Consider the following 23,945-nt stretch of genomic DNA (forward strand, 5'->3'; position numbering starts at 1 on the left):
GCTACGGACCGTCCGGGGGATCTCGCACTGCGACACGAGATCCCCCGGTCCGGAACGCCGGAGCGCCTAACCGCCGAGGCGGCGGAAGCGGCGTGCGGACAACGGCAGGAAGATCGCGACCAGCAGTACCGGCCAGACGATGGCCATCAGCAGCGAGTTCTGCACGATCCAGGAATCACCCGTGGCGCCGGGATTTCCGAACAGGTCGCGGGCCGCGTTGACGGTGGAGGACAACGGATTCCACTGCGCGATCACACCCAGCCAGGACGGCATCGTGGTGGTGTCGACCAGCACGCTCGACACCAGGCCCACCGGCCAGATCAGGGTCTGTACGGCGGCCACGCCTTCGGGTGATCCGATCGCGAGGCCGGCGAAGATCCCGATCCACAGCGCGGCGAATCGCAGTAGCAACAACAGGCCGACCGCCGCGAGCGCCGGGGCGAACCCGTCCTCCCAGCGCCAGCCGAGCAGCAGTCCCGTGGCAATCAGGACCAGCAGTCCGGCGATCGAGCTGAGCAGATCGGCGATACACCGTCCGAGCACCACCGCGGTCGAGGCGATCGGCAACGAACGGAACCGGTCCGTCACGCCCTTCTGGGCATCAACGGCCACGGCGGTCATCGTGCCTTCGAGGCCGAACAGCATCGTCAGGCCGAACATGCCGGGCATCAGCAGGTCGTAGTACGAGCCACCGCCTGGCACCTCCATCGCGCCGCCGAACAAGCCACCGAACATCACCACCATCAGCACCGGGAAGAACCACACGGTCAGCACCTGGCCTGGCTGCCGCCGCCAGTGCTGCAGGTCCCGCCGGGCGATGGTCCAGCCGTCGGCCAGCGCCCAGCCGGCGCCTGGAATCGTCGCAGTCGCGCTCATGCCGGCACTCCCGTCAGGTGAAGGAAAACCTCGTCCAGCGTCGGTCGCCGCAAGGTGATGTCGCCCGGCTCGATCCCGGCGTCCCGCAAGGCCGTGGCCACTTCGACCAGCGCCCGGGTTCGTTCCTTGACCGGCACGCTGACGCGCAAGGCGGCCTCATCGGTTTGCACCTGACCGTCGGCGACGCGGGCCACCAGTTCGAGCACCGCGGGCAGATCCGCGCGATGGGTCAGCACCAGGTCGAGCCAGTCCGCGCCGAGCCGGGCCTTGAGCTCGTCGGGCGTGCCTTCCGCGACCACCCGGCCCGCGCGCAGCATCGAGATCCGGTCCGCCAATTGATCAGCCTCCTCCAGATATTGAGTGGTGAGCAGCACGGTGGTGCCGCCACCGACCAGATCGCGGATCGCCGCCCAGACCTCCTGACGCCCACCCGGATCCAGCCCGGTGGTTGGTTCGTCCACGAACAGGACCTCCGGCGAGACGATCAGGCTCGCGGCCAGGTCCAGCCGCCGCCGCATGCCACCGGAGTACTTGCCGACCGGCTTGTCGCCCGCGTCGGCCAGCGCGAACCGCTCCAGCAGTTCCTCCGCGCGCTGCCTAGCCGTTGCCTTGGGCAAGTGATTGAGCCGGCCGAACATCAACAGGTTCTGCCGGCTGCTGAGGATCTCGTCGACCGCCGCGTACTGCCCGACGAGCCCGATGCGCCGTCGCACCTCTCGCGGGCTGCGGCGTACGTCGCACCCCGCGACGCTCGCCTCACCCGAGTCCATGCCGAGCAGCGTGGACAGGATCCGCACCGCTGTCGTTTTGCCCGCGCCGTTCGGCCCGAGCAGACCGACCACCTGCCCGGTGCCGACTTCCAGGTCGAATCCGTTCAGTCCCGCGCCCTCCGCCCCACCGGGGTAGTTCTTCCGCACATCCCTCGCCACGATCGCATTCAACGCCCGCGCCACCTCTCCGCTTGAATCGTAGACCGTACCGTACACCGTACGACTGGGTTACGATGCGGTCAACGCCGACCGGTTGGAGTTTGTTCCCGTGACTGGAAAAAAGGGCTCAGCGCCCGATCCGGCCCGCAGTCTCGCCCTGCTGTGGGGGCCGCAGACCAGGCCGGGCCGCTCCGGGGTGACGGTGCGCTCGATCGTCACGGCCGCACTCGAACTGGCCGATACCGAGGGCCTCGACGCGGTTTCGATGCGGGCGGTGGCCGAGCGGCTCAAGGTCGGCACGATGACGCTCTACACCCACGTGCCCGGGCGGAGCGAGCTGACCGACCTGATGCTCGACAGCATCTACGGCGAGCTGTACGCCGATGTGGCCGAGCCGTCGCGGCAGCCCGGCGGGTGGCGCGGGGCGATGGAGTTCGTGGCCCGGCGGAACTGGGAGGTGATGGACGCCCACCCGTGGATGCACGAGCTGAACGTCGGCCGTACCGGCTTCGGGCCGAACTCGACGCTGCGCTACGAGGCGGAGCTCCGGCCCTTGGACGGCCTTGGCCTGACCGATGTGGAGATGGACTCGGCGCTGGCACTGGTTCTCAGTCACGTCGAGTTCGTCGCGCGCCAGGCCGCCGCCCATCGCCGTACTCAGCAGGAGTCCGGCCAGACCGACGAGGAATGGTGGGTCTCGACAGCTCCCCTGCTGGAACGCGTGATGGCCGGCTCGGCCGAGGCCTTCCCGCTCGCCGCCCGGGTCGGTACGTCGGCCGGCCAGGAGCACCGCGCCCTACTCGCTCCCGATCACGCGCTGGCCTTCGGCCTGGCCCGCATCCTCGACGGGCTGGCGCTGCTGATCGACAGCCGCGCCTGAGTCCTGCCCCAGACTCAGACCTCAGGCCGGGGCCTGTTTCAAACCGGGAGGTGGGCGCCGGAGATGCCGTCGTTTTCGCAGAGGAAGCGGATCACCGAGGCGATCTTGGCCGGGGGTGTCCAGCCGCTGGTGTCGGCGTTCGGCATGGTTCTGCGATTGACCTCGGTATCGATGACGCCGGGCAGGATCGCGTTGGCGCGAATGCCGTCCGCGGCGTACTCCGTGGCGAGATTGTCGACCAGCGCGAGCACGGCCGCCTTCGCGGTGCCATACCCACTCGCGCCGCGCATCGGCTTCAGCGCGGTCCGGCTCGAGGTGCACACGATGGCGCCGCCACCGGCCGCGATGAGCTGCGGCAGCGCGGCCTGAGTGATCAGGTACGTCGGCCGCAGGTTGAGGCGCAACTGCTGGTCGAACTCGTCGATCGGGGTTTCGTGCAGCCGCCCGCCCATGCCGAAACCGCCGACCAGGTTGACCACGGCGGCCAGCGGCGCGGCGGGATCAGCGGCGGCCAGTTCGGCGACTTGGGCGGCCCCGGCCGGGTCCATCAGATCGGTCACGATCGTATGCAAGGCCTGGTCGTCACCGAGCTCGGCCAGCCCGGATTCGCTGCGGCCCGGCACGATCACCCGCCAGTCGCCGGTCAGGAACTCCGCCGTTACCGCCGAGCCGAGTCCACCGGTGCCGCCGGCAACAATCACAGTCCGCGTCATGCCTGAACCCTACGACTCGGCTGGTAGCGCCAGGGTCCGTCCGGCCGCGCGAGCCGACTCGATGCTGCGCGCCAGGGTGTCCTGCAGCCGCGACACCTCGTCCGCGAGCCCTTGTACCGTGGTGGAATCGCCCACCGGTTCGGTCCGGGCGAGCAACTCGATATAGCGATCGCCGTCCTGCAACGCCTCTTCCGCCCGCAGGGCCGCGTCGGCCACCCGCACACGTTCGGCGTACTTCTCCAAGGCCTCGACCTTGCGCTCGATGGCCGTCTCAGAACGGATCAGGGCCCGGCGTTGCGGACCGAGTACGGCCTCGAGCTCGGCCGTTGCCATGCCGCCGGCCACCTCGCGTTGGCGGGCGCGGAGCACGGTCTGCTCGCGGAGGACCTGGCCGAGGTCCCACAGCTGTTCGGGCAGGACCAGTTCGTTCTGCATGTCGTCCAGCAGGCCCCGAGTGGTCACCTCCGCGCCGAGCACGGTCCGGACCGCCCGCTGGGCGCGGATCATCAACCGCGCCGCCGGCTCGTCGAAATCCGCGGCCAGCAGGTATTTGCCGTGATGCCTACGAGCGGTCTTCCGGTCGCGCGGTTCGATCCCCGCGGTCACGCCGATCACGGCCGTCGAAGCCACCCCGATCGCGGCCAACCCGACCGCCAGCCACGCGGCCACCTCCGGCGGGAAGGTCACTGCGAAGAGGATCAGGGCGAGGATCCACACGCCGACGCAGACCGCGATCCAGACCAGCAGGCTGCCAAGCGTCGACATCGGCTCCGACCAGGCCGTACGACGCGCGGGGCACGGGTGGCTCGCGGGCACGAGCAGCTCGGGCTTCCGGGCGAACAGCCGCCGGACCGCGGGTGACACCTCGGGAGCGAAGACCGGTTCCGGTTCAGGACGCTGCGCCGGCATCGGCTTCCCTCCTCACCAACTCGCTCTCGTCACCACCGTGGCGGCCGTGATTACTCAGTGTCCCCAGCCTAGTGCGCCCGAGCCGCCCAGGCCCCGCAAACCCATCAAGCCCAAGTCCCAATCCCCCTCGACACCCAACGCCACGACCACCTTCGCGACCCGGCATCCCTGAGCACTGCGGCGAGTGGTCTGGAATCGACGCTAAGGGGGCGCCGGTGTTGGGGTGGTCAGGCCGGGGAGGTCCAGGTGGGGGTGCGGCCGGTGAGGGTCAGGAGGGTTTCCAGGTCGGTCGGGTTGCCGGAGGCCTCGACCACCTCGTCGAAGGCGGCGCCGGGGCCTCGGGTGGCTGGGTCGGTTGGGACCTGGCGGGCGATTCGCAGGGAGGCGCCGACGAGTTCGGCGGGCGGGTCGTACGGCGCATCGATGGCGCGGGCCACGTCCCAGCCGTGCACGATGCAATCCAGCAGGTGAAAGCTCAACGCGACCTGGCGCGGGAAGGTGCCGAACTCCCGGACGGCCATCGGCTCGTACAGCGCGCCCTCGTCCTCGAAGGCTTCGGCCAACGCGGCGTTCGACCGGCGGTACGCGCCCACGTGGTCGTCACCCAGCCGTCCACCGGTCCATACCTGCACCGGGGCCGAACCGTCCCTGGCCGCGGCGGCGAAGCCCTCGTTCTCGCTGACCAGATGCCGGATCAGTCCACGCAGGGTCCAGTCCGGACAAGGAGTTGGCAGCCAGAGCTGTTCCGGCCGGACCTGAGACACGACCTCGCCCAGGGCGGCGCCGGCTTGATGGTCGAGATCGCGAAGGTCCATCGGAGCAGCATAGGGAGGTTTCCTGACTCGTCACCTATCTCACCGTGTCGCACTACCGGACTATCACGCAGGGAATTCCGCCGGTTACCGTCAATAATGACGCGCAGCCATGGCGCGACCGGGACGCGGCCGGGACGCACGGTCATGACAGCGGGCGAGTGCCACGGGAATACTGGGCAAAAGCGGACAAGGGGACACGATGGGCAACGGTGCGGATCTCAATCAGTTGCGGCGGATCAACGAGCTCGCCGTGCTGAGCACCTTGCGTGAGGCCGGCGAACTCCGGCTGGCCGAGGTCGCCGAGCGAACCGGTCTGGCCCGGGCCTCGGTCGGCGAGGTGGTGCGCGAACTACTCGGCCGCGGCTGGCTCGCCGAACATCCGCCGGTAGTGAGCGGCCGCGGCCGGCCCGCCCACCAGTACGCGTTCCGCGCCGACGCGGGCAAGGTGCTCGGGCTCGACATCGGCGCGCACAGCGTTCGCGCGGTGGTCGCCGATCTCGACGGCACGGTGCTCGGTTCCGCCCGGCGCGCGACCACGCCCGAGCTGTCCCGGCGGCGACGGCTCACCGCGATCGACAAGGCGATTCAGCAATGCCTGCACGAGGCCGGAGCGTCGCCCACCGAGGTGTGGGGCGCGGTCGCGGGCAGTACCGGCACGGTGCACGAGAACGGCCAGGTCGTCCTGTCGGCGGCCATCGCGGACTGGGCCGGCGTGGACTTGGTCGCGTTCCTGCGCGAACGCCTGCCGCAAGGTGTGATCGCCGCGCAGAACGACAGCCGCCTCTGCGCATTGGCCGAGCACCGCCGTGGCGCGGGGCGCGGCGCCGGGGATTTGGTGGTGCTGCAGGCGGGGCGTCGTACCGGTCTCGGGTTGATGGTCGGCGGCCGGCAGCTCCGGGGATTCAACTCCTGCGCGGGCGATCTCAGCCTGCTCCGGACGCTCCACTGGGAGGAGGCGATCGGCCATCTCCAGCACAGTGGGGCGGCGCCCGCGACCGGGGCCACCGCCGACCCGGTCGCCGACACGCTCAACGCGGCGACCGAGGGCGTACGCAAGGGCCTCGACGCGGCCAAGCGGTATGCCCGGGACATGGCGGCGGCCGCCGGTACGGTGTGCGCGATCATCGACCCGGAGGTGCTGGTGCTGAGCGGATCCCTGGCCGATCATGGCGAGCTGCTGGCTCCGATGCTCCAGGCGGAGATTTCGGCATATACCCGCCATCCACCGCAGGTCAGGGTGTCGCCGCTCGCGGGCGACTCCCCCGTGCTCGGCGCGGTCACGCTGGCCGCGGACAACGTCGAGGCGGCGCTGCTCAACGCGGGATCCGGCCCGCTCGGCCGCCTGGAATGCCCCGCCGTCTGACAGCTCACCGGATCGAGCGGCACGGTGGTCGCTGCGGTGCTGCTGGCGGTCCGCTATTCCACCGAGGTCGAAGAGCCTTGACGGTGCGGCACAGAAACCCAATATTGATGGACTCCACCATAAATCCGCCGGAGGCCGCCCATGTCCACAGCGTCGATGCCCTCAGGGCCCGAAGGGCCGACCGTACCGAGTCGCCGTCAGGTGATGACCTGGATGGCCGCGGCCGGTGCCGTCACCGCGGCTGCGCCCGGTCTGGCCGATCCTATGCCCGCACAGGCCGCCACCACCAGGGCCGCCGTCGCGCCGGTGACGGTCTGGCTGCCCTCGCCGAACCTCAAGGTACGGCGCGACTTCGCCTTTCCGGGTTCGCCCGGCACCCGGGTCAGCCTCAAGGCCGCCCGAAACGAGGAGGAGTCGGGCCAGCTGATTCTGCGCACCACCTCGGGCACCGCCGACGTACGACTCAGCGCGAGTGATCTCACTGGCTCGGCCGGCACCATTCCAGCGGCACGAGTCGAACTGTTCCGCCAGCACTACCTGGAGATCCGGCCCGGCCAGAGTTCCTACGGTTCCGGCTTCTATCCGGACGCGCTGATCCCGTTGTTGCCCTACACAACGATGTCGGTTGTTGCCGATCGCAACAGTGGGGTCTGGATCACGGTCCGGATCCCGAAGGGGCAACCGGCCGGTCTTTACTCGGGCACGATCACGATCAGCGGCGGCACCACCGTCGTAACCGTGCCGCTGGACCTTGAGGTGTGGAACTTCGAAGTACCGGACAAGCCGAGCACGGACACGGCAGCGGCGATCTGGTACCAGCAGGTCGCGTGGGCGCATGACGCGCAGTGGGGCACCACCCGGTACGACGATCTCCTGAAGAAGTACTACGAGTTCCAGCTCCGGCATCGCCTGGCCTCGGACGACTTCCCCGTACGAGCGCAGCACGGCCCCGGTCCGTACAAGCCCGGGCCTGGCCCGGAACCCGAGCCGGACGTGTGGCTGGCCCACGCCGAGCGGTACCTGCACGATCCACGCTTGAAGCGGTTCCGCATCCCGCTGTACACGACGGGCGGCAACGACTCGGGCTTCCACGTCGACACCGGCCGGCTGCGGCACGTGGTGGACGGCCTGCGTGCGATGGGTGGTGGCCTGATCGAGCGGGGCTACTTCTACTACGCGGACGAGCCGATGAACGACGCGGCGTACGAGCACGTGCGCAAGCTCTTCGCGACGGTCGACACCATCGCGCCGGACATCCCGCACGTTCTGACCTTGACGGATCCGCCGCCGCAGAAGCTGCTCGACTTCGTGCACGCGTGGGCCTTCGTGCTGACCGCGCCGAAGCCGGAACTGCCCGGCCTGGTCGAATCGCTCAAGGCCCGGGGCGATCTCGTCTGGTGGTACGCCGCCTATGGGCACCAATGGCCGATCCCCGGCGTGTTCACGGCCGACAGTGCGGTCGGGCATCGCCTGTTGCCGTGGATCCAGCACCACCTGGGCATCGAGGGATTCCTGTTCTGGTCGACGACCGTGTTCGGCAAGTACGACTTCGCGCCGGACGGGCACTACCAGTGGGCGGACCGCTGGACCGATCCGAACGCCCTGAACGAATACCCCGGTGATGGCTATCTGCTCTACCCGGGCAAGCAGGTCGGCATCGATGGCCCGGTCGGCACGGTCCGGCTGCAGGCGTTGCGCGACGGCTTCGAGGATCTCGAATATCTCGCGCTGTACGAACGACGGGCGACCGAACTGCTCGCGCAATGGGGAGCGACCGGCCGGTTCGACGTGAAGGCGGCACTGCGGTCCGCGCACGACGTACTGCATGGTGGACTGTCGTACAAGGACGACTCGGTGCTGTTCCACCAGATCCGCGCGCAGGTCGGCGCCGAGGTGGCGCAACTGTTCGGGTCCTCCCCCGCTCTGATCAGCGTTGGCAAACCGACTGCGCACAACGTGCCAGTGACGGTCATCGTTGCCAAGGGCACCAGTGTGACGATTGCCGGAAGCAACAGTTTGCCGGTCGAGAGCACTGCCGGCGCGGACATCCACCGAATCGCGGCCGATCTGCCGGCCGGACGGACGGACCTGATGGTGACCGTTGCCGGCCGGCAACTGAAGCGAACGATCGAGGTGGGTGCCGCGGCAACGCCGCACCAGATCATCATCAACAGCTTCGAGACCGACGTCGAGGTTCGCAAGGCCCGCGCGTCGTACGTCACCGCGACCCGCTCGGCCGAGCACGTCGTCACCGGTAAGTCGTCGGCGAAGCTGGTGTTCCAGGCGAATACCCCGGTCGATCCGGGCGTCTACTTCTACACCGGCGCGGCCGAAGCACCGCAAGAGTCGATCGGCCGCAACAACTGGTCCACGATCGACGCGATCGCCTTCGACGTTTTCAACGACTCGAACGACCTGATCGTGTTGTACTGCGACTTCCACGACCCGGTGAAACTCGACGCGCACAACCCGGCCTACCTACTACCCGGGCAGCAGCGGGTACTGATTCCCCTCGCCGGACTGGTCAACGACCTGAGCAAGATCACTTCGATCCACCTGCGGGTGCAGCGCCGGGGCACGCCGCTCACCTTGTACCTGGACAACCTGCGCTTCCTACGGAGCCGGACGGGCCTGCCCAGCACCGGCACGTGGGCCCGCCAGGACGCGACGGGCCGCCCGCTCGTGCACGCCGTACGCTCGGACGGCAATCTGGTCATCGGCCGCCAGACCGGATCCGATCCGGCCGCCTGGCAACTCACGACGGGCCCGGCCGCGAGTGGCCCGACCGTGAGCGCGATCGATCCGGCCGGCCGGCTGAACCTGGTCAGCCTGCGCGACGGCGTGATCGAGTGGACCCGCGACGAAGGCTCCTGGGTACGACGTACGGTCACGCCGCAACTGAGCGGTGATACCGCCGTCGGCGTGCCGGGAATCGCGCTGGACGCGGCGGGGCGCCTGAACTACTTCGTCCGGACGAGCAGCGGGCGCCTCTACCGTGGCTGGCAGAACCGTCCGACGTCCGACGGCTGGTCCGGCCAGTACATCGGCACGGTGACCGTCACCGGCGATCCCGTCACGCTGCAGGACCCGGCCGGAAAGCTGACCTGGTTCGCGCAGACCACCGGCGGCAATCTCCAGCACGGCTGGCAGGTCGAACCGGGCAGCCAGAGTTGGCAGACGGATCTCCTGTACGAGAACGGAACGGGCGCTCCGGCCACCGTGGCGGGCCGAATCGCCGTGGCACAAGGGATTTCCGGACGGTTGACGTTCCACGCGCGACACAGCTCGGGCGGCATCATCCATGGCTGGCAGAACACCCCGGGCGACGGGCCTTGGCGGTGGGCGCTGCTGCCGCGCGAAACGGCCGAGGGCGTTGTCACGGTGGCCGGTGATCCAGCCGTGCATCTCGACGCGGCCGGAAAGCTGACCTACTTCGCGCGGACCACCGACGGCCGGATCCTGCACGGCTGGCAACGCATACCCGAGGGCGGCCCGTGGGACACCACGATCATCCCGGTCCAGGTCGTAGGCGACGGCGCGGTCACGCAGGACACCGACGGGCGGCTGCACTACTTCGCCCGAACCGCCGCGGGCACGTTGCGGCACTGCTGGCAGGACGCCCCGGCGATCGGCCCTTGGCACAGCAACGAACTCGGCAGCGGCGTGATCGGCTGACCACAAACGGTTAGTGCGTGGGGCCGGAGGTGCGTGCCATGCCTGTCGAAACCGAACGACTGGACGAAGCACTGGCCACCGGACCCTTCGGCCTCGCGCTTCGGCTTGCGGTCGGTCCAGCGGTCTCATGCTGGACCGGCTGCAGGTCCGCCTGCGCGAGCACGGCGTTCCGGTGAGCAAGACGGCCCTGAGCTACTGGCAGCACGGCCGCACTCAGCCGGAACGCCCAGAGTCCTTGAGGGCCCTCGCCGTTATCGAGGCGCCGGCGCAACGACGGACCGACCGGCTTCACCACCTTCGAGCTACTGCTGGACAGCCCGCTCCACCTCGGCGAACTGACCGTGCTCCAGTACACCCTGCAACCGGACCCAGGCCTCGCCGACACGGTCCACACCCAACGGGTCCAGCGCTCCCTCCGCGACTTCTCCGTCCAACTGGCGTTCACCTCCAGCGCACTGCCAGCCCGGGTCTACCGCACCTACCGAACCACCGTCAGCGACACCCGAACCACCAGCGACCTCTGCCTAGGCGCCAGCCATACCGCCCAATTCGCCGAACTGGACCCCCAACCGGCATCTACTCCATCGCCTGGGACTGGACCTAGCGCCCGCTCGAAGCTCTTCGGCACCAGCACTGACTACGAGTCGGCCGGGTCGGGAATCAGGGCGGACGAGAGGGAGACCCGGCGACGGCCTCCCCCGGAGTCGGTCAGGTACGGCGCGAGCACTTCCGCCAGGCCGGCCTGGATCACCGGCAGGTCCTCGGCGTTGACGTAGAGCTGCGTCTGACCGAAACCGAGATAGTCCCGTAGCTCCCGATCACCGCTGGCCAGGAACCGGTCGAAAGTCCCGCCGACGTGGCCGAGAAAGGTCAGGAACGAGCTGCGCAACTGGCTGTCGTCCATCGCGCGCAGTTCCGCCAGGTCGGCGCGGGCGACGCGTTCGCCGAGCGCAAGGGTTCGCTCGATCGTGCCACGCACCTTTCGCTCCCCGACCACCGCCACGATCTGGGCGTCGACGAGTGCTGCCACATGCCGATAGAGCGTCGCCTGGGCGATGTCGGGCAGGGCGTCCCGCAGCTGGGCGGTGGTGAGCTCCCGGCCGCCGAGCTGCTGAATGATGCGCAACCGCACCGGATGCATGACGACGTCAGCCACGCTTTGCGCCATCGGTTCTCCTCATTATTATCACTCTGATAATGTTCTCATCCTAGAGCGAGCTTATCGATCGAAAGGCACGTCATGACCGCAGGCACAAAAGGCCTTCCGATCCGCGTGGACGGGCTGACCAAGGCGTTCGGACCGGTAGAGGCCGTCAGCGACGTGAGTTTTACGGCGGCCGCCGGCCGGGTCACCGGGTTCGTCGGCCCCAACGGCGCCGGAAAGTCGACCACTTTGCGCATGCTGCTCGGGCTCACCCGGGCCGATCGCGGCACCGCCCTGATCGGCGATACGCCGTACGCCGAACTGGCGGCGCCGACCGCCACCGTCGGCGCCGTACTGGACATCGCGTCGGCACATCCGGCGACCACCGCCCGCGGGCATCTCCGCACGTTCGGCGATCTCGGCGGGCATCCACGGTCGCGCGTCGAGGCCGTCATCGCGGCGGTCGGCCTCGGTGCGTACGCGGATCGCCAGGTGAAGGGCTTCTCGACCGGCATGCGCCAGCGCCTCGGCCTGGCGACCGCACTGCTCGGTGATCCCGCGGTCCTGGTCCTGGACGAACCGTCGAACGGGCTCGACCCGGCCGGCATCGTCTGGCTGCGCGGCTTTCTGCGGAAGTTCGCCGCCGCGGGCGGCACCGTGCTGATCTCCAGCCATGTGCTGACCGAACTGCAGTACAGCATCGACGACCTGATCCTGATCAACCGCGGCCGGATCGGCTGGACCGGCTCGCTGGCCGAATTCACCCAGCACGGCGAAACCCTCGAGGACGCTTTCCTCGCCTTGACCGCCAAGGAGCAACTGACATGATTCCGCTGATCAAAGGGGAGATCACCCGTCTCCGCTCGACCCGGCTGCCGCTGTGGGCGCTACTCGCGGCCGTGGCCTCGGGTGCCGGGCTGACCGGCATCCTCAGCTTGACCGGCCCGGAGAACGCCACTCCAGCGATGCCTGGGATCGACACCGCACAAGGCGCGGGTCTGGTGGTCGGAATCGCCGGACTGCTGCTGTTCGTACCAGCCTTGATCGGCACGATCGCCGTCACCGGGGAGTATCGGCACCGCACGATCGGCACCACCTTCCTGGTGGCACCGAAGCGGAGCCGGGTGCTCGCCGCGAAATTGCTCGTCTACGGTCTCTGCGGGGTTTGCTACGGCGCGATCGCGTCGACCGCGTCAGCCGTGGCGCTGCTCGGAGCCGCCGCGGTGCGGGGCGTGGACCTGGCGATCGCACCCGGCAGCCTGCTGTTCCTGCTGGCCAAACTCGCGATCGCGGCTGCGGTCTACATGGTGCTCGGGGTGGCGATCGGCGCGCTGGCCAGACATCAGCTTGTTGCCGTCGGCATCGTCCTTGGCTACTTCTACTTTCTCGAGTACGTGCTGATGATCATTCCGGGCGTGAACTCCATCTACGCCTTCCTGCCAGGCGGAGCGACCGCGTCGCTGACCAGCTTCACCTTCCTCACGGACACCGTGGCGGACCAGACGTCCAGTGGCATCCTGGCGCCCCTCCCACCGCTGGGTGGAGCGCTCGTCCTGCTCGGCTACGCAAGCGTCGCGGCCGCGATCGCCGCCGTGGTCCCCCTCCGCCGCGACCTCACCTAGCCCTAGCCCTCCTCCGTCCACCCCCAGCGGCCGCCCTCCAGCCCCGGCGTGCCGGCGTTCATCGGACCCTTGTGACCCGGCGTGCCGGCATTCATCGGACCCTTGTGACCACGCCCGGCCGTGGTGAAACGATGTTTCAGTACAAGTGGCACGATGTTTTGGCGGGCGTCGCGAGGGCGGCCAGCGCGGTGGTGAGCGGCATCGCGGCGATGATGCCGAGGCTGCCGACGAGGGCGCGGACCACCTCGACGGCAACGCGTTCGGTGGACAGCGCATAGAGCTGGGGCATGCCGCTGATGGCGACGAGCAACGCGAGCCCCGGCAGCGGACGTCCACGATCCGCCGCGGGCTTCCCGAACCGTCAGCCGGTACGGCGAACACGGCCGGGCGATCGCCGTACTTCTTGCCATACGCAACCGTCGAGTCGTCCAGCCACGCGGGTTGATCGTCCACGTCCAACGGTCCGTTTCCGCCCGCATCCCCCGGCCCCCGCTGGAGGGGGTTAGACCGGGGTGCGGCGGGTGCGCCAGAGGAGGTAGACGAAGTACGGGGCGCCGATCATGGAGGTGACCAGGCCGGCCGGGATCTGCGCCGGAGCGATGACCGTTCGGCCGATGCTGTCCGCGAGGCTGACGAGCGCCGCGCCGAGTAGAGCCGCGACTGGGAGCACCCGCGCGTGCTTGCCGCCGACAAGCGCCCGGGCCGCGTGCGGCGCGACCAGGCCGACGAACCCGAGTACGCCGATCGCGGAAACAGCCGAGGCCGTCAGCAGCGCCGCGCAGACCAGAGCGAACAACCTCGTCCGTTCGAGCCGTACGCCAAGGATGCGCGGTACGTCGTCATCAAGCGACAGCAGGTCCAGTTCACGCCGGGCGTGCACAAGGAACGGCGTGAGTACGACCAGAGCGATCGCGACCGGGACCACCTGCGGGAGCGTGCGCCCGTACGTGCTGCCGGACAACCAGGTCATCGCCATCGCGATGTTCCAGGGATCGGCGTACACGATGATGAAGGTGATGACCGCCGTGGCCGCGGCGGAGACGCCGACACCGATCAGAACCAGCCGGTCCGAGCTCAACCCGCCGCGCCAGGAGATCGCGTACACGAAGGCGAAGGTGGCCAGCGCGGCAGCGGCGGCAGAGCCCGACAGCAGCCAGATCCCGGCCGCCGGAACGAACGTGAGCGTGAGGATCGCGCCTACTCCGGCACCACCGGTGATACCGAGAATTCCCGGTTCGGCGAGCGGATTCCGGCAGACTGCCTGCACGGTGGCGCCCGCGATCGCGAGGGCCGCGCCGCAGAGCAGGGCCGCGACCACCCGGGGGAAGCGCTGGTCCAGGACAAAGGTGATGGCCCGGCCGGATCGACCGTTGAGCCAGTTCGCGATATCGCCGGTACGGAGCCAGGAATCACCGGCCAGCATGGCCACGACGGCGGCGCCGATCACCAGTACGACGAGCAATCCGGCGACGATCGCGAAGGTACGGCGAGTCCGCAGGCCCGCGCGAGTACCGCCGCCGGCCGAACGGCTCGGGCCCGAATCGCGGTAGCGGCGGGCCAGCCAGACCAGCACGATCGCGCCGACCAGCATGGTGACGATGCCCGTCGGAATCTCGACTCCGGCCTTGCCACCGAGCGCCATTCGCAGCAGTACGTCCGCGCCGAGAACGACGATGACGCCGGCCAATCCGGACATCGGCAGCAGCAGGCGGTGCCGCATCAGACCGGGCACGATCGGAGCGACCAGGCGCACGATCACCGGCGCGACCAGACCGACGAAACCGACCGGCCCCGCGACCGTCACCGCCGCGGCCGACAACACCACCGTGACGAGGGTGATGAGCGCGCGCGTGCGGCGTACGTTCACACCGAGCACCGACGCCGTGTCGTCGCCGAGGGCAAGAATGTCGAGCCGCGGCGCGAGCAATACGGCGGCGATGAGGCCGAGGGCAACAACCGGCGCCATCTGGGTGACCGCGACCAGGTCGGTCTGGACCAGCGAGCCGCTTCCCCACGTGAACGAGCCGACGGTCTCCTCCTGGAAAAGCACCAGCAGGAGGGTGGTGCAAGCGGCCATCGCCAACGCGATCGCGGAACCGGCCAGGATCAACCGGGTCGGGCCGCTGGCGCCACCGGCCGAAAGCGCGAGCACCAGCATGGCCGCGGCCAGTCCACCGAGGAAGGCCACCCCGCCCGCGGGAAGCGTCGGCAGGTTGATTCCCATCGCCGCGAAGACCACAACCGCGAGATAGGCACCCGCGTTCACGCCAAGGGTGTCGGGCGATGCCAACGGGTTGCGCGCCAGCGACTGCAGGCCCGCGCCGGCGACACCGAGGGCCACGCCGACCAGCATTCCGGCCAGCAGCCGGGGCAGTCGCGACGCGACCAGGATCGAGGCGGAACCGTCCGCGCCCTGGCCGATCGCCAGGCGGAGCAGATCGCCCGCGCCAACCGACGACGTGCCCTGGGTCAGATGCACCCCGGCAAGAACGACGATGACCGCCACGGTGAGCAGGAACACCCCGGCGACGCGGATCCGCCGTACCGGCTGGGCGACCGGTACGGCGGTTGGCGCCGCTGCTGGTTTGAGCAGGGTCAAGAGGTGACTGCCTGCACCGCCGCGTCGATGAACTGCTCCATCGACTTGGGGCCACCGAACATCCAGACGCCATCCGGCAGCCGGTGTACGTCGTTGCTCTTCACGAAGGGCAGGTTCTTCCAGATCGGGTTCTTCGACAGGTCGTCACCGAAGACGTCACCGCCGTCCTTGTTGGCGATGTAGAGGAAGTTGCCGTTCGGGATCTTGGTCAGGCCTTCGACGTCGGTCGGCGCCAGTCCGTAGACCTTGTCGCCCGCACCGGTCCAGCCGTTCTTCAGACCGAGTTCGGCCGCGACCGCGCCAAGCTGCGAACCGGGGGTGAACATGCGCAGCGAGATCGTGCTGCCCTGCTTCCAGCCGTCGGACATCGTGAACGACTCACCGGCCTTACCCGCGTCGGCGATCTTCTTCTTGCCATCGGCAACGGCCTTGTCGAAGTCGGCCAGCAGGGTCTTCGCGGCCTCGGTCTTACCGACGGCCTGGCCCAGCAGCTCCACGTTGCTCTTCATCTGCCCGATCGGGTCCGTCGCGTCGGAGCCCTTGACCACCAGCACCGGTACGGCCTTCTCGATCTGGCTGATCGTGTTGGGCGCCTCGTCGGTGGTGACGACCACGAGGTCCGGGTTCAGCGCGACGATCGCGTCGACACTGGCCTCGCCGCGAGTGCCGACGTCCTTAACCGTCGAGTCCAGCTTCGCCGCGGTCACCCAGCCGGTGTATCCCTTGGTGTCCGCGACACCGACGGGCATGACGCCGAGCGTGATCAGCCCCTCGACCACACCCCACTCGAGTCCGACGACCTTGGTGGCCGGAGCCTTCAGCTCCACCGCCTTGTTCCGGGCGTCGGTCACCGACACCGGCTGGGCGGACGAGCCGGCGCCCGGCTCGGGGGTGGCGGTCTCGCTGCTACCGCAGGCGCTCAGCACAAGGGCCATCGCGGTAACGGCCAGGGCGGTGATTCTCATGTTCTTCCTTTATTTCCAGGGGTTGTACTGCTCATGGGGCCTTGCCTGGTGGTGCGTTGGTCAGGCGAGGCGTTGGTCAGGCGAGGCGTTGCAGGTGGCGGCCGAAGGGCTCGGCGGTGAGCCGGCCGGTGTGCACGTCGGTGCGAACGTCGATCTGGATGCCGTACGTCTCGGTCAGGGCGATCGAGTCGAACACCTCGGCCGGCGTACCGGTCGCGCGGACCTTGCCCCGGTCCAGCAGCGCCACCCGGTCGGCGACGGCCGCGGCCTGGTTGAGGTCGTGCAGTACGACGCCGACCGCCACGTGATGGTCGTCGGCCAGATCGCGCATCAGGTCGAGGATCTCGATCTGGTACCGCAGATCGAGGAAGGTGGTCGGTTCGTCAAGCAGCAGGACGCCGGTGTCCTGAGCGATACAAGTGGCGAGCCACACGCGTTGCAGTTCGCCGCCGGACAGTTCGTCCACTGCCCGCTCGGCCATCGCGGCCACACCGGTGACGTCCATCGCGTGATCGATCGCGCGCTGACCGTCGTGGTCGTCGTCCCGCCAGCGACTGCGGTACGGGTGGCGGCCGTAACCGACCACATCGCGAACGCTGACCCCGCTCGGCGTCGGCCGCGACTGGGTCAGCAGGGTGACCCGGCGGGCGAAGTCCTTCGCGGACAGATCGAACGCGGAACCGCCATCAGGAAAGGAGATCGCGCCCTTGTCAGCGTGGTGTAACCGGGCGAGCGCGCGCAGTAACGTCGACTTGCCGGAGCCGTTGGGCCCGATCAACGCGGTCACCTCACCCGCCTCGATCCGGAGCGACGCACCCTGCACCACCGGCTTTCCGTGGTACCCGAGGTGCAGATCCTGCCCAAGCAGCCCACCATCCACACGCATGGACCGAAGGATAGCCTCACCTAACCTGACATGTCAGCTAGCAGGCTGTTCTTTGGATCACCTCGGGCGGTACGGCGGCCTACAGGTCCCGGTTGGCCTGGGCGATATCGGCGAGGACCAGGGAGTCGGTGGTGGCCACCTCGCCGAGGAGGCGCTGGATCTCGCCCGGGCGGTCCGGCTCGTTCATCGAGACCAGTACGTCGAGCACGCGGCGCCGAACGGTCGCGTCAGTGGCGGTCACGTCGCGCAGGTACAAGCGAACGTGGTCGCGAACCGCCCGGCGGCAAGCGATTCCGAGTGGTACGGCGCTGCCGTCGGGAAGCGTGACGTGGTCCACGTCATCGGCCCAGCCGTTGCCGATTTCGTAGAGCAGGTCGTACACGAGGTCTTTGCCGGTATCGCTGGTCGCCCGTTCCAGCAGGTCGATCAGCAGCGGCACGACGTAGTACGCGGCCTCGGAGAGCCGGCCGTCCTGCACCACCCCGTTGTCCAGCGAGGCGTAGGCGTCATCCCGCGTCCGGAAGTCCTCGTCCAGCAGGTTGGCCACCGCCGCCGGCACGAACTCGGCCGACGACTCCGCACTCCGAATACCCGCCCACTCCATTCCCAGCATCGTACGCCCCACCTCCTAGTGTCCTGAGTCGGAAGTTCGTGCTTCAGCTCCGGTGTCCAGGTGCGTGCATCGCAAGGCGGAGAAGCGGTCGCGATGCTCTAGCATCGTGGCCGTTTCTCCAACGCCGCGAGGTGCGTGCCTGGGCGCCGGAGATGTGCACGAACTTCCGACTCAGGACACTAGGTGTTCATCGGCCCGAATCCGCCCTCCGGCCCAACAGCTGTGCCTGTGGACAAACCGCCGACGGTCGGACCCGCAAAGTGCGTCCGACCGTCACAAAACAATCCACAAGCAACCGCCGCCTGGCCACGGACATCCACCCAGAACCCCGCGGAAAAAGCGGCTCCTGTGGACAAACCACCCACGGTCGGACCCGCAAAGTGCGTCCGACCGTCACAAAACAATCCACAGGTTTGACGCGCTGAGGGCCGATGAACACCCCCGAACGACAGGTGGGGCTAGAGGGCGGCGGCGAGGATGGTGCCTTGTTCGATGGCGCGTTTGGCGTCCAGTTCGGCGGCCAGGTTGGCGCCGCCGATGAGGTGGGTGCTGAGGCCGGCGGCGCCGAGTTCGTCGGCCAGGTCGCGAACGGATTCCTGCCCGGCGCAGATCACGATGGTGTCGACCTCGAGGACCTGCGCACGTTCGCGCTTCGGGCCGAAGGTGACGTGTAGTCCCGCGTCGTCGATGCGCTCGTAGTTGACACCACGGAGTTGCTCGACCCGCTTGTTCTTCAGCGCCGCGCGGTGGACCCAGCCCGTGGTCTTGCCGAGGCCCGCGCCGATCTTGCCGGGCTTGCGCTGCAGTAGGTAGACCTGGCGTGGCGACGGTTCCACCTTGGCCTTGGTGAGGGTGCCTTCCGGTGTGACACCCCATTCCGCTTGCCAGGCGGGAAGATCCAGCGTGGGCGACTCCGCGTGGGTGAGGAACTCGCTCACGTCAACGCCGATACCGCCCGCGCCGATCACGGCAACGCGCTCGCCGACCGGGCGTTGGTGCCGGACGACATCGACGTACGACAGCACGCTCGGGTGGTCGATCCCCGGAATGGAAGGGATACGCGGGACCACGCCGGTGGCGAGGATGACGTCGTCGAAGGACTGGCCCACCAGCTCGGCGGCGGTGACCCGGTGGCCGAGGTGGACCTTGACGCCGGTGAGCTCGAGCTGGCGGCGGTAGTACCGGATGGTCTCGGCGAACTCCTCCTTGCCGGGGATGCGCCGGGCGATCCCGAACTGGCCGCCGATCTCCTCGTCCGCCTCGAACAACTCGACGTGATGCCCGCGCCCGGCGGCCGTTACCGCGGCGGACAAACCGGCGGGCCCGGCGCCGACGACCGCGATGCGCTTGGTACGACGCGTGGGCCGTAGCGGCAGCTCGGTCTCCCGGGCCGCGCGGGGATTCACCATGCACGTGGCCTTGCGCTTGGCGAAAACGTGATCCAGGCAGGCCTGGTTACACGCGATACAGGTGTTGATCTCGTCGGCCCGGTCGGTGGTTGCCTTGAGCACCCAATCCGAATCGGCCAGGAACGGGCGGGCCATCGAAACCAGGTCCGCGTCGCCACGGGCCAATACCTCTTCCGCGACCTGGGGCATGTTGATCCGGTTCGAGGTGACCACCGGGATCGACACCTCCGGCCGGAAGCGCGCGGTGATTCCGGCGAAGGCGGCCCGCGGTACGGACGTCACGATCGTCGGCACCCGGGCCTCGTGCCAGCCGATACCGGTGTTGATGATCGAGGCACCGGCCTTTTCGATCTCCTTGCCCAGTGCAACGATCTCCGGCCAGGTCTGACCACCCTCGACCAGGTCCGCCATCGACAGCCGGTAGACGATGAGGAAGTCCGGGCCGACCCGTTCGCGAATGCCGCGCACGATCTCGATCGCGAGGCGGCGGCGGTTCTCCGGGCTACCACCCCAGCGGTCCGTGCGCTTGTTGGTCCGCTCCGCGAGGAACTGGTTGATGAAGTAGCCCTCCGACCCCATCACCTCGACCCCGTCGTACCCGGCCTGCTGCGCGAGGGCCGCGCAGTCGACGTACGCCTTGATCTGCCGGCGTACGCCGCGATCGCTCAACGCGCGCGGGCGGAACGGCGTGATAGGGGCTTTCAGCGCTGAGGCGGAGACGCTGAACGGGTGGTACGAGTACCGCCCGGCGTGCAGGATCTGCAGGGCGATCCGGCCGCCTTCGGCGTGAACCGCGTCGGTGATGACCCGATGTGCGCGCACCTCGCGACGAGTGGTCAGCTTGGACCCGTCGGGCGTGAGGCGGCCGCGGCGGTTCGGCGCGTAGCCGCCGGTGATGATCAGGCCGACGCCACCGCGGGCCCGCTCGGCGAAGTACGCCGCGAGACGCGGTGCGTACTTGAGGCGGTCCTCAAGACCGGTGTGCATCGAGCCCATGATCACGCGGTTCGGCAGCGTCACGTGGCCGAGGTCCAAGGGTGCGAGCAGGTTCGGGTACTGGCTCATCGGGATGTTCCCCTCGTGTCTTGGCTGATCGCCTGGATGACCTCGTCGCACCACTGCAGGAAGGACTGTTCGGCGAGTACGCCGCCGCGAAGTACGAGGTACTGGTGGAGCTGTTGTCCGGTCAAGCCGTCCGGCGCGGGAAAGTCGCGGTGCTCGATCGCGCGGTAGACGGCGAGGCGCTCCGCGTGCAGCCCGCGATGCCGTTCGACCTCTTTGAGCACGGAATCGACGTCGCCGCCGAGTTCGGCCCCACGCAACTTCACCCCGAGCGCGTCCCGGAAGGAAGGCGGATCGACCGGTTCGGCCAGCCAGCGCGCGAGCTCGTCGCGACCGGCCGGGCTGACGGTGTAGACCTTCTTGTCCGGCCGGCCCTGCTGGGCGACTTCCTCGGCGACAATCCAGCCGGCCTCGGTCATCCGGCCCAGCACCCGGTAGATCTGCTGATGCGTGGCCGCCCAGAAGAAGCCGATCGACTTGTCGAACCGCCTGGCCAGTTCGTACCCGGAGCCGGCCCGTTCGGTCAGCGAAACCAGGATCGCGTGCTCCAGGGACATGGCTTGACCTTACCTATGCAACTGGGTGCAGTGCACCTAGGTGCAACCAACCTCACATCGCGGCGGAGGAATGCCCGCGGCCGCGAGATGATTGATTTGAATGTCCCGACAAACCGAGGGAGAGACTCGGCATGGAACCGAAGGCGCACCCGACCCGGACCACCTTGCCGGGGATCGGCACCCGGTACGACCTGGTGACCGAGGGCGGCAAGCACATCTCGATCGTGGCCCACACCGACGGGCGGCGATTCCTCGGTTTCCACGATCCCGATGACGACGACAATTGCCGCAACAGCGTGCCGCTGGACCAGGCCGAGGCCGCCGCGCTCGCGCATCTGCTCACGCCCGCGCCGGTGCTGCCCCTGCACGACGACATCGAGATCGACCTGGTGACCGAGCAACTGCCCGTGTCGGCCCGGTCGCCGTACAGCGGTCGCACCCTCGGCGACACCCAGGCCCGGTCCCGGACCGGTGCCTCGATCGTGGCCGTGCTGCGCCGGACGGACGCCGTACCGTCCCCGACCCCCGATTTCCGCTTCGCGACCGGCGACATCCTCGTGGTCGTGGGCACTCGTGAGGGCGTCGATGCCGTGGCCGACCTGATCGCCGGAGGATAACCAGTGCACGACATCACCATGTTGCTGATCGAGCTCGGCGCGGTGCTGCTGGCTCTCGGCATCCTCGGCCGGATCGCCGGCCGCATCGGCTTCTCCCCCATCCCGCTTTATCTGCTGGCCGGACTCGCCTTCGGGCACGGTGGATTGTTGCCGCTCGCCGCGAGTGAGGAATTCGTTGCCACCGGCGCCGAAATCGGCGTCATCCTGCTACTGCTCCTGCTCGGCCTGGAGTACACGGCATCCGATCTCGTCGGCACGCTCAAAACGCAGTACGTCGCCGGGATCGTCGACTTCGTGCTGAACGCACTTCCCGGTGCGGCGGTCGCGCTGCTGCTCGGTTGGGGCCCGGTCGCGGCCGTGGCGCTCGGCGGGGTCACCTGGATCTCGTCGTCCGGTGTGATCGCGAAGGTGCTGGGCGATCTCGGCCGGCTGGGCAATCGCGAGACCCCGATCATTCTCGGCATCCTCGTGCTCGAGGACCTGGCGATGGCGGTGTACCTGCCGATCCTGACCGCGCTGCTGGCGGGCGTGGGCCTGGCCGGCGGCAGTCTGACCCTGCTGATCTCCCTTGGCACGGTCAGCGTGGTGCTGTTCCTGGCCCTGCGGTACGGCCGGGTGATCAGCCGGGCCGTTTCGTCGGACAACCCGGAAATGCTGCTGCTGGTTGTGCTCGGACTGACCCTGTTGGTGGCCGGTGTCGCTCAGCAGCTGCAGGTCTCGGCGGCGGTGGGCGCATTCCTTGTGGGTATCGCCCTGTCGGGTGAAGTCGCCAAAGGCGCGCGGAATCTGCTCAGCCCGCTGCGTGATCTCTTTGCCGCGGTCTTTTTCGTGTTCTTCGGCCTGAGCACCGATCCGGCCGACATCCCGCCCGTGCTCGGCATCGCCCTGCTACTCGCGTTTGTCACCACCGGTACGAAGATCCTCACCGGCCGGTACGCCGCGAAGCGCGCGGGGATCCGCCCAGCCGGCCGTTGGCGCACCGGCGGCACCCTCGTGGCCCGCGGCGAGTTCTCGATCGTCATCGCCGGCCTGGCCGTCGGAGTCGAACCACGCCTAGGCCCCCTGGCCACGGCGTACGTCCTCATCCTGGTCGTCCTCGGCCCCATCGCCGCCCGCTACACCGAGCCCCTCGCCACCCGAATCACCACCGCCATCACCACCCGCTACACCCAAGCCCGCACCCGCCCCACCGGCGGCACCGGCGGTCCCGTTTCGGCGCCCGGGAGTGGGCCCGACAGTGGCCTCAGCAGTGGCCTCGACGGCGGCGTACGCCCGGCGAGCGTCGACCGCAGCGATGCTGTTGAGGTGCCTCCGATGGACGTGCCCACTGAGGAAGCCGCCGAGCCGGCCGCCTCCAGCAGTGCGTTCGTTCGGCGGAATCCGCCCTCCGTCGGCCACTGAGCCGCACAGCCAGGCGACGTTAGAGGGCGGATTCCGACGAATGAACGCCAACGTCGAGCTCGGCCGCGAGGTGGAACCCGCCGAACAAGCGACCACCCCGCGCGTCGAGCACGCCCTCAACCGCCATCACCAAAGGCCCGATATCGCCGTTGGCCGCACTCCGCAGCCCCGCCACCAGCGACCGCCCGTACGTCGTACCGTGCGCGCCGTCGTACGCCTGCAGTTCCCGAAGCACGCCTTTGCCGATCCCGATCCACCAGCCATCCCCGAGCAGCAGCAGCTCGGCGGCATCAGCCCAGCGCGTGGCCGCGATGGCGGCGCACTCATCGTTGCCGGAGGCACCTAACAGATCGTCGAGCGCAAGCGAGGCCTCGGTATGTACGAACAGCTCGACCGGCCAACCGCCGTACTCCAGCGATTCCCGGTACGGCGCAGGCGGTCCCGCCAACAGCACAGTGATTTCCAGGTCCGACGTACGAGTGGCGGTTCCCCGCGCAACGCTCCCACCAAGCCACGCCGCCAGAGCCCCCGGAAACCGCTCCCCCACCAACCGCGCCGCAACCTCCAAAGCCTCCATACGGCCATTCTTGACCCTCGGGCTCGGCGAGTCCTCCGCTTTTGGCGTTCATCGGTCCGAATCGCTCGAGCGGGTCTTGGTGCGGCGCGGCCCGGGCGACCGATCGGCTTTGGGCGCGGCTACCGGGTTGTAGCGCGGCCACCGGGTTGTGGTGTGCCCGCTACCGAGTTCGTGTGGGGCTACCCGGTTGCAGCCAGGTAGCCGCACAAGAACTCGGCAGTGGAGTCCCGGGTCACCTGGGACCGCTCGCCTCGCGCCCCTTATTCCGAGGGTCGACCATCGGAATCGGGGGTGGACCCGTCAGATCTGACACGTCTACCCCCGACTTCACAC

Annotated in this window: 22 protein-coding genes; 7 read left to right on the forward strand and 15 right to left on the reverse strand. The window is 68.7% G+C overall.

All coding sequences use genetic code 11. The features are described 5' to 3' along the window. Window positions 1-66 precede the first annotated feature (66 nt). Both ACFFGN_RS28030 and ACFFGN_RS28035 read right to left on the reverse strand, forming a co-directional pair. On the reverse strand, window positions 67-876 hold the full coding sequence (locus tag ACFFGN_RS28030; RefSeq protein WP_380053265.1) for an ABC transporter permease: 810 nt from the start codon (window positions 874-876) through the stop codon (window positions 67-69). Continuing rightward, window positions 873-1,805, reverse strand: coding sequence for an ATP-binding cassette domain-containing protein (locus tag ACFFGN_RS28035; protein ID WP_380053267.1), 933 nt, complete (start codon window positions 1,803-1,805; stop codon window positions 873-875). The genes ACFFGN_RS28030 and ACFFGN_RS28035 overlap by 4 nt, the downstream gene beginning before the upstream one ends. A gap of 109 nt (window positions 1,806-1,914) precedes the next feature. On the opposite strand from ACFFGN_RS28035, the gene ACFFGN_RS28040 reads away from it, so the two are divergent. Further along, entirely contained in the window at window positions 1,915-2,685 is a 771-nt protein-coding gene (locus tag ACFFGN_RS28040; protein ID WP_380053269.1) for a TetR/AcrR family transcriptional regulator, read from the forward strand. A gap of 38 nt (window positions 2,686-2,723) precedes the next feature. Here ACFFGN_RS28040 and ACFFGN_RS28045 read toward each other — a convergent pair whose 3' ends face one another. From ACFFGN_RS28045 to ACFFGN_RS28055, 3 genes are all read right to left on the reverse strand, one after another. Continuing rightward, on the reverse strand, window positions 2,724-3,398 hold the full coding sequence (locus ACFFGN_RS28045; RefSeq protein WP_380053271.1) for an SDR family NAD(P)-dependent oxidoreductase: 675 nt from the start codon (window positions 3,396-3,398) through the stop codon (window positions 2,724-2,726). A 9-nt stretch (window positions 3,399-3,407) separates the two neighbouring features. After that, complete coding sequence (locus ACFFGN_RS28050) at window positions 3,408-4,307, reverse strand: DUF1360 domain-containing protein (RefSeq protein WP_380053273.1); 900 nt, start codon at window positions 4,305-4,307, stop codon at window positions 3,408-3,410. A gap of 227 nt (window positions 4,308-4,534) precedes the next feature. Beyond that, complete coding sequence (locus tag ACFFGN_RS28055; protein WP_380053275.1) at window positions 4,535-5,122, reverse strand: TIGR03086 family metal-binding protein; 588 nt, start codon at window positions 5,120-5,122, stop codon at window positions 4,535-4,537. Window positions 5,123-5,321: 199 nt separating this feature from the next. On the opposite strand from ACFFGN_RS28055, the gene ACFFGN_RS28060 reads away from it, so the two are divergent. Beyond that, window positions 5,322-6,485 carry an ROK family transcriptional regulator gene (locus ACFFGN_RS28060; RefSeq protein WP_380053277.1) on the forward strand — a complete coding sequence of 388 codons (1,164 nt, stop codon included), beginning with the start codon at window positions 5,322-5,324 and terminating at the stop codon, window positions 6,483-6,485. Between the two features lie 141 nt (window positions 6,486-6,626). Beyond that, entirely contained in the window at window positions 6,627-10,160 is a 3,534-nt protein-coding gene (locus ACFFGN_RS28065; RefSeq protein ID WP_380053280.1) for a DUF8189 domain-containing protein, read from the forward strand. 302 nt (window positions 10,161-10,462) lie between these two features. Here ACFFGN_RS28065 and ACFFGN_RS28070 read toward each other — a convergent pair whose 3' ends face one another. Continuing rightward, entirely contained in the window at window positions 10,463-10,594 is a 132-nt protein-coding gene (locus ACFFGN_RS28070) for a hypothetical protein (protein WP_380053282.1), read from the reverse strand. A gap of 203 nt (window positions 10,595-10,797) precedes the next feature. Continuing rightward, entirely contained in the window at window positions 10,798-11,328 is a 531-nt protein-coding gene (locus ACFFGN_RS28075) for a helix-turn-helix domain-containing protein (RefSeq protein WP_380053284.1), read from the reverse strand. 72 nt (window positions 11,329-11,400) lie between these two features. On the opposite strand from ACFFGN_RS28075, the gene ACFFGN_RS28080 reads away from it, so the two are divergent. Together ACFFGN_RS28080 and ACFFGN_RS28085 are read left to right on the forward strand one after the other, a co-directional pair. After that, window positions 11,401-12,132: an ABC transporter ATP-binding protein gene (locus ACFFGN_RS28080; protein WP_380053286.1), complete on the forward strand. Its 732-nt coding sequence runs from the start codon at window positions 11,401-11,403 to the stop codon at window positions 12,130-12,132. Next, window positions 12,129-12,926 (forward strand): ABC transporter permease, encoded by a 798-nt coding sequence (locus ACFFGN_RS28085; RefSeq protein ID WP_380053288.1) that lies wholly within the window; start codon window positions 12,129-12,131, stop codon window positions 12,924-12,926. The genes ACFFGN_RS28080 and ACFFGN_RS28085 overlap by 4 nt, the downstream gene beginning before the upstream one ends. 136 nt (window positions 12,927-13,062) lie before the next feature. On the opposite strand, the gene ACFFGN_RS28090 is transcribed toward ACFFGN_RS28085, so the two are convergent. The 7 genes from ACFFGN_RS28090 to ACFFGN_RS28120 all read right to left on the reverse strand — a co-directional run bounded on the left by ACFFGN_RS28090 (window position 13,063) and on the right by ACFFGN_RS28120 (window position 21,017). Next, the gene (locus tag ACFFGN_RS28090) at window positions 13,063-13,236 is read right to left on the reverse strand and encodes a YibE/F family protein (RefSeq protein ID WP_380053290.1); all 174 of its coding nucleotides are present in this window, start codon (window positions 13,234-13,236) and stop codon (window positions 13,063-13,065) included. 192 nt (window positions 13,237-13,428) lie between these two features. Continuing rightward, window positions 13,429-15,525 carry an iron ABC transporter permease gene (locus ACFFGN_RS28095; protein WP_380053292.1) on the reverse strand — a complete coding sequence of 699 codons (2,097 nt, stop codon included), beginning with the start codon at window positions 15,523-15,525 and terminating at the stop codon, window positions 13,429-13,431. After that, complete coding sequence (locus tag ACFFGN_RS28100; RefSeq protein ID WP_380053294.1) at window positions 15,522-16,490, reverse strand: ABC transporter substrate-binding protein; 969 nt, start codon at window positions 16,488-16,490, stop codon at window positions 15,522-15,524. Before ACFFGN_RS28100 ends, ACFFGN_RS28095 begins: the two co-directional genes overlap by 4 nt. 76 nt (window positions 16,491-16,566) lie before the next feature. Further along, window positions 16,567-17,376: an ABC transporter ATP-binding protein gene (locus tag ACFFGN_RS28105; RefSeq protein ID WP_380053296.1), complete on the reverse strand. Its 810-nt coding sequence runs from the start codon at window positions 17,374-17,376 to the stop codon at window positions 16,567-16,569. Window positions 17,377-17,455: 79 nt separating this feature from the next. After that, window positions 17,456-17,989, reverse strand: coding sequence for a hypothetical protein (locus ACFFGN_RS28110; RefSeq protein WP_380053298.1), 534 nt, complete (start codon window positions 17,987-17,989; stop codon window positions 17,456-17,458). Between the two features lie 458 nt (window positions 17,990-18,447). Next, the gene (locus ACFFGN_RS28115; protein ID WP_380053300.1) at window positions 18,448-20,463 is read right to left on the reverse strand and encodes an oxidoreductase; all 2,016 of its coding nucleotides are present in this window, start codon (window positions 20,461-20,463) and stop codon (window positions 18,448-18,450) included. Continuing rightward, on the reverse strand, window positions 20,460-21,017 hold the full coding sequence (locus ACFFGN_RS28120) for a PadR family transcriptional regulator (protein ID WP_380053302.1): 558 nt from the start codon (window positions 21,015-21,017) through the stop codon (window positions 20,460-20,462). Before ACFFGN_RS28120 ends, ACFFGN_RS28115 begins: the two co-directional genes overlap by 4 nt. A gap of 131 nt (window positions 21,018-21,148) precedes the next feature. Between ACFFGN_RS28120 and ACFFGN_RS28125 the strand changes: the two genes are divergently transcribed. After that, window positions 21,149-21,634: a cation:proton antiporter regulatory subunit gene (locus ACFFGN_RS28125; RefSeq protein WP_380053304.1), complete on the forward strand. Its 486-nt coding sequence runs from the start codon at window positions 21,149-21,151 to the stop codon at window positions 21,632-21,634. A gap of 3 nt (window positions 21,635-21,637) precedes the next feature. Further along, window positions 21,638-23,035 (forward strand): cation:proton antiporter, encoded by a 1,398-nt coding sequence (locus ACFFGN_RS28130; RefSeq protein WP_380053306.1) that lies wholly within the window; start codon window positions 21,638-21,640, stop codon window positions 23,033-23,035. Window positions 23,036-23,054: 19 nt separating this feature from the next. On the opposite strand, the gene ACFFGN_RS28135 is transcribed toward ACFFGN_RS28130, so the two are convergent. Next, window positions 23,055-23,612, reverse strand: a complete 558-nt coding sequence (locus ACFFGN_RS28135) for a nucleotidyltransferase domain-containing protein (RefSeq protein ID WP_380053308.1) — start codon at window positions 23,610-23,612, stop codon at window positions 23,055-23,057. Between the last annotated feature and the right edge of the window lie 333 nt (window positions 23,613-23,945).

The organism is Kribbella deserti (assembly GCF_042434725.1).
Lineage (GTDB): Bacteria > Actinomycetota > Actinomycetes > Propionibacteriales > Kribbellaceae > Kribbella > Kribbella deserti.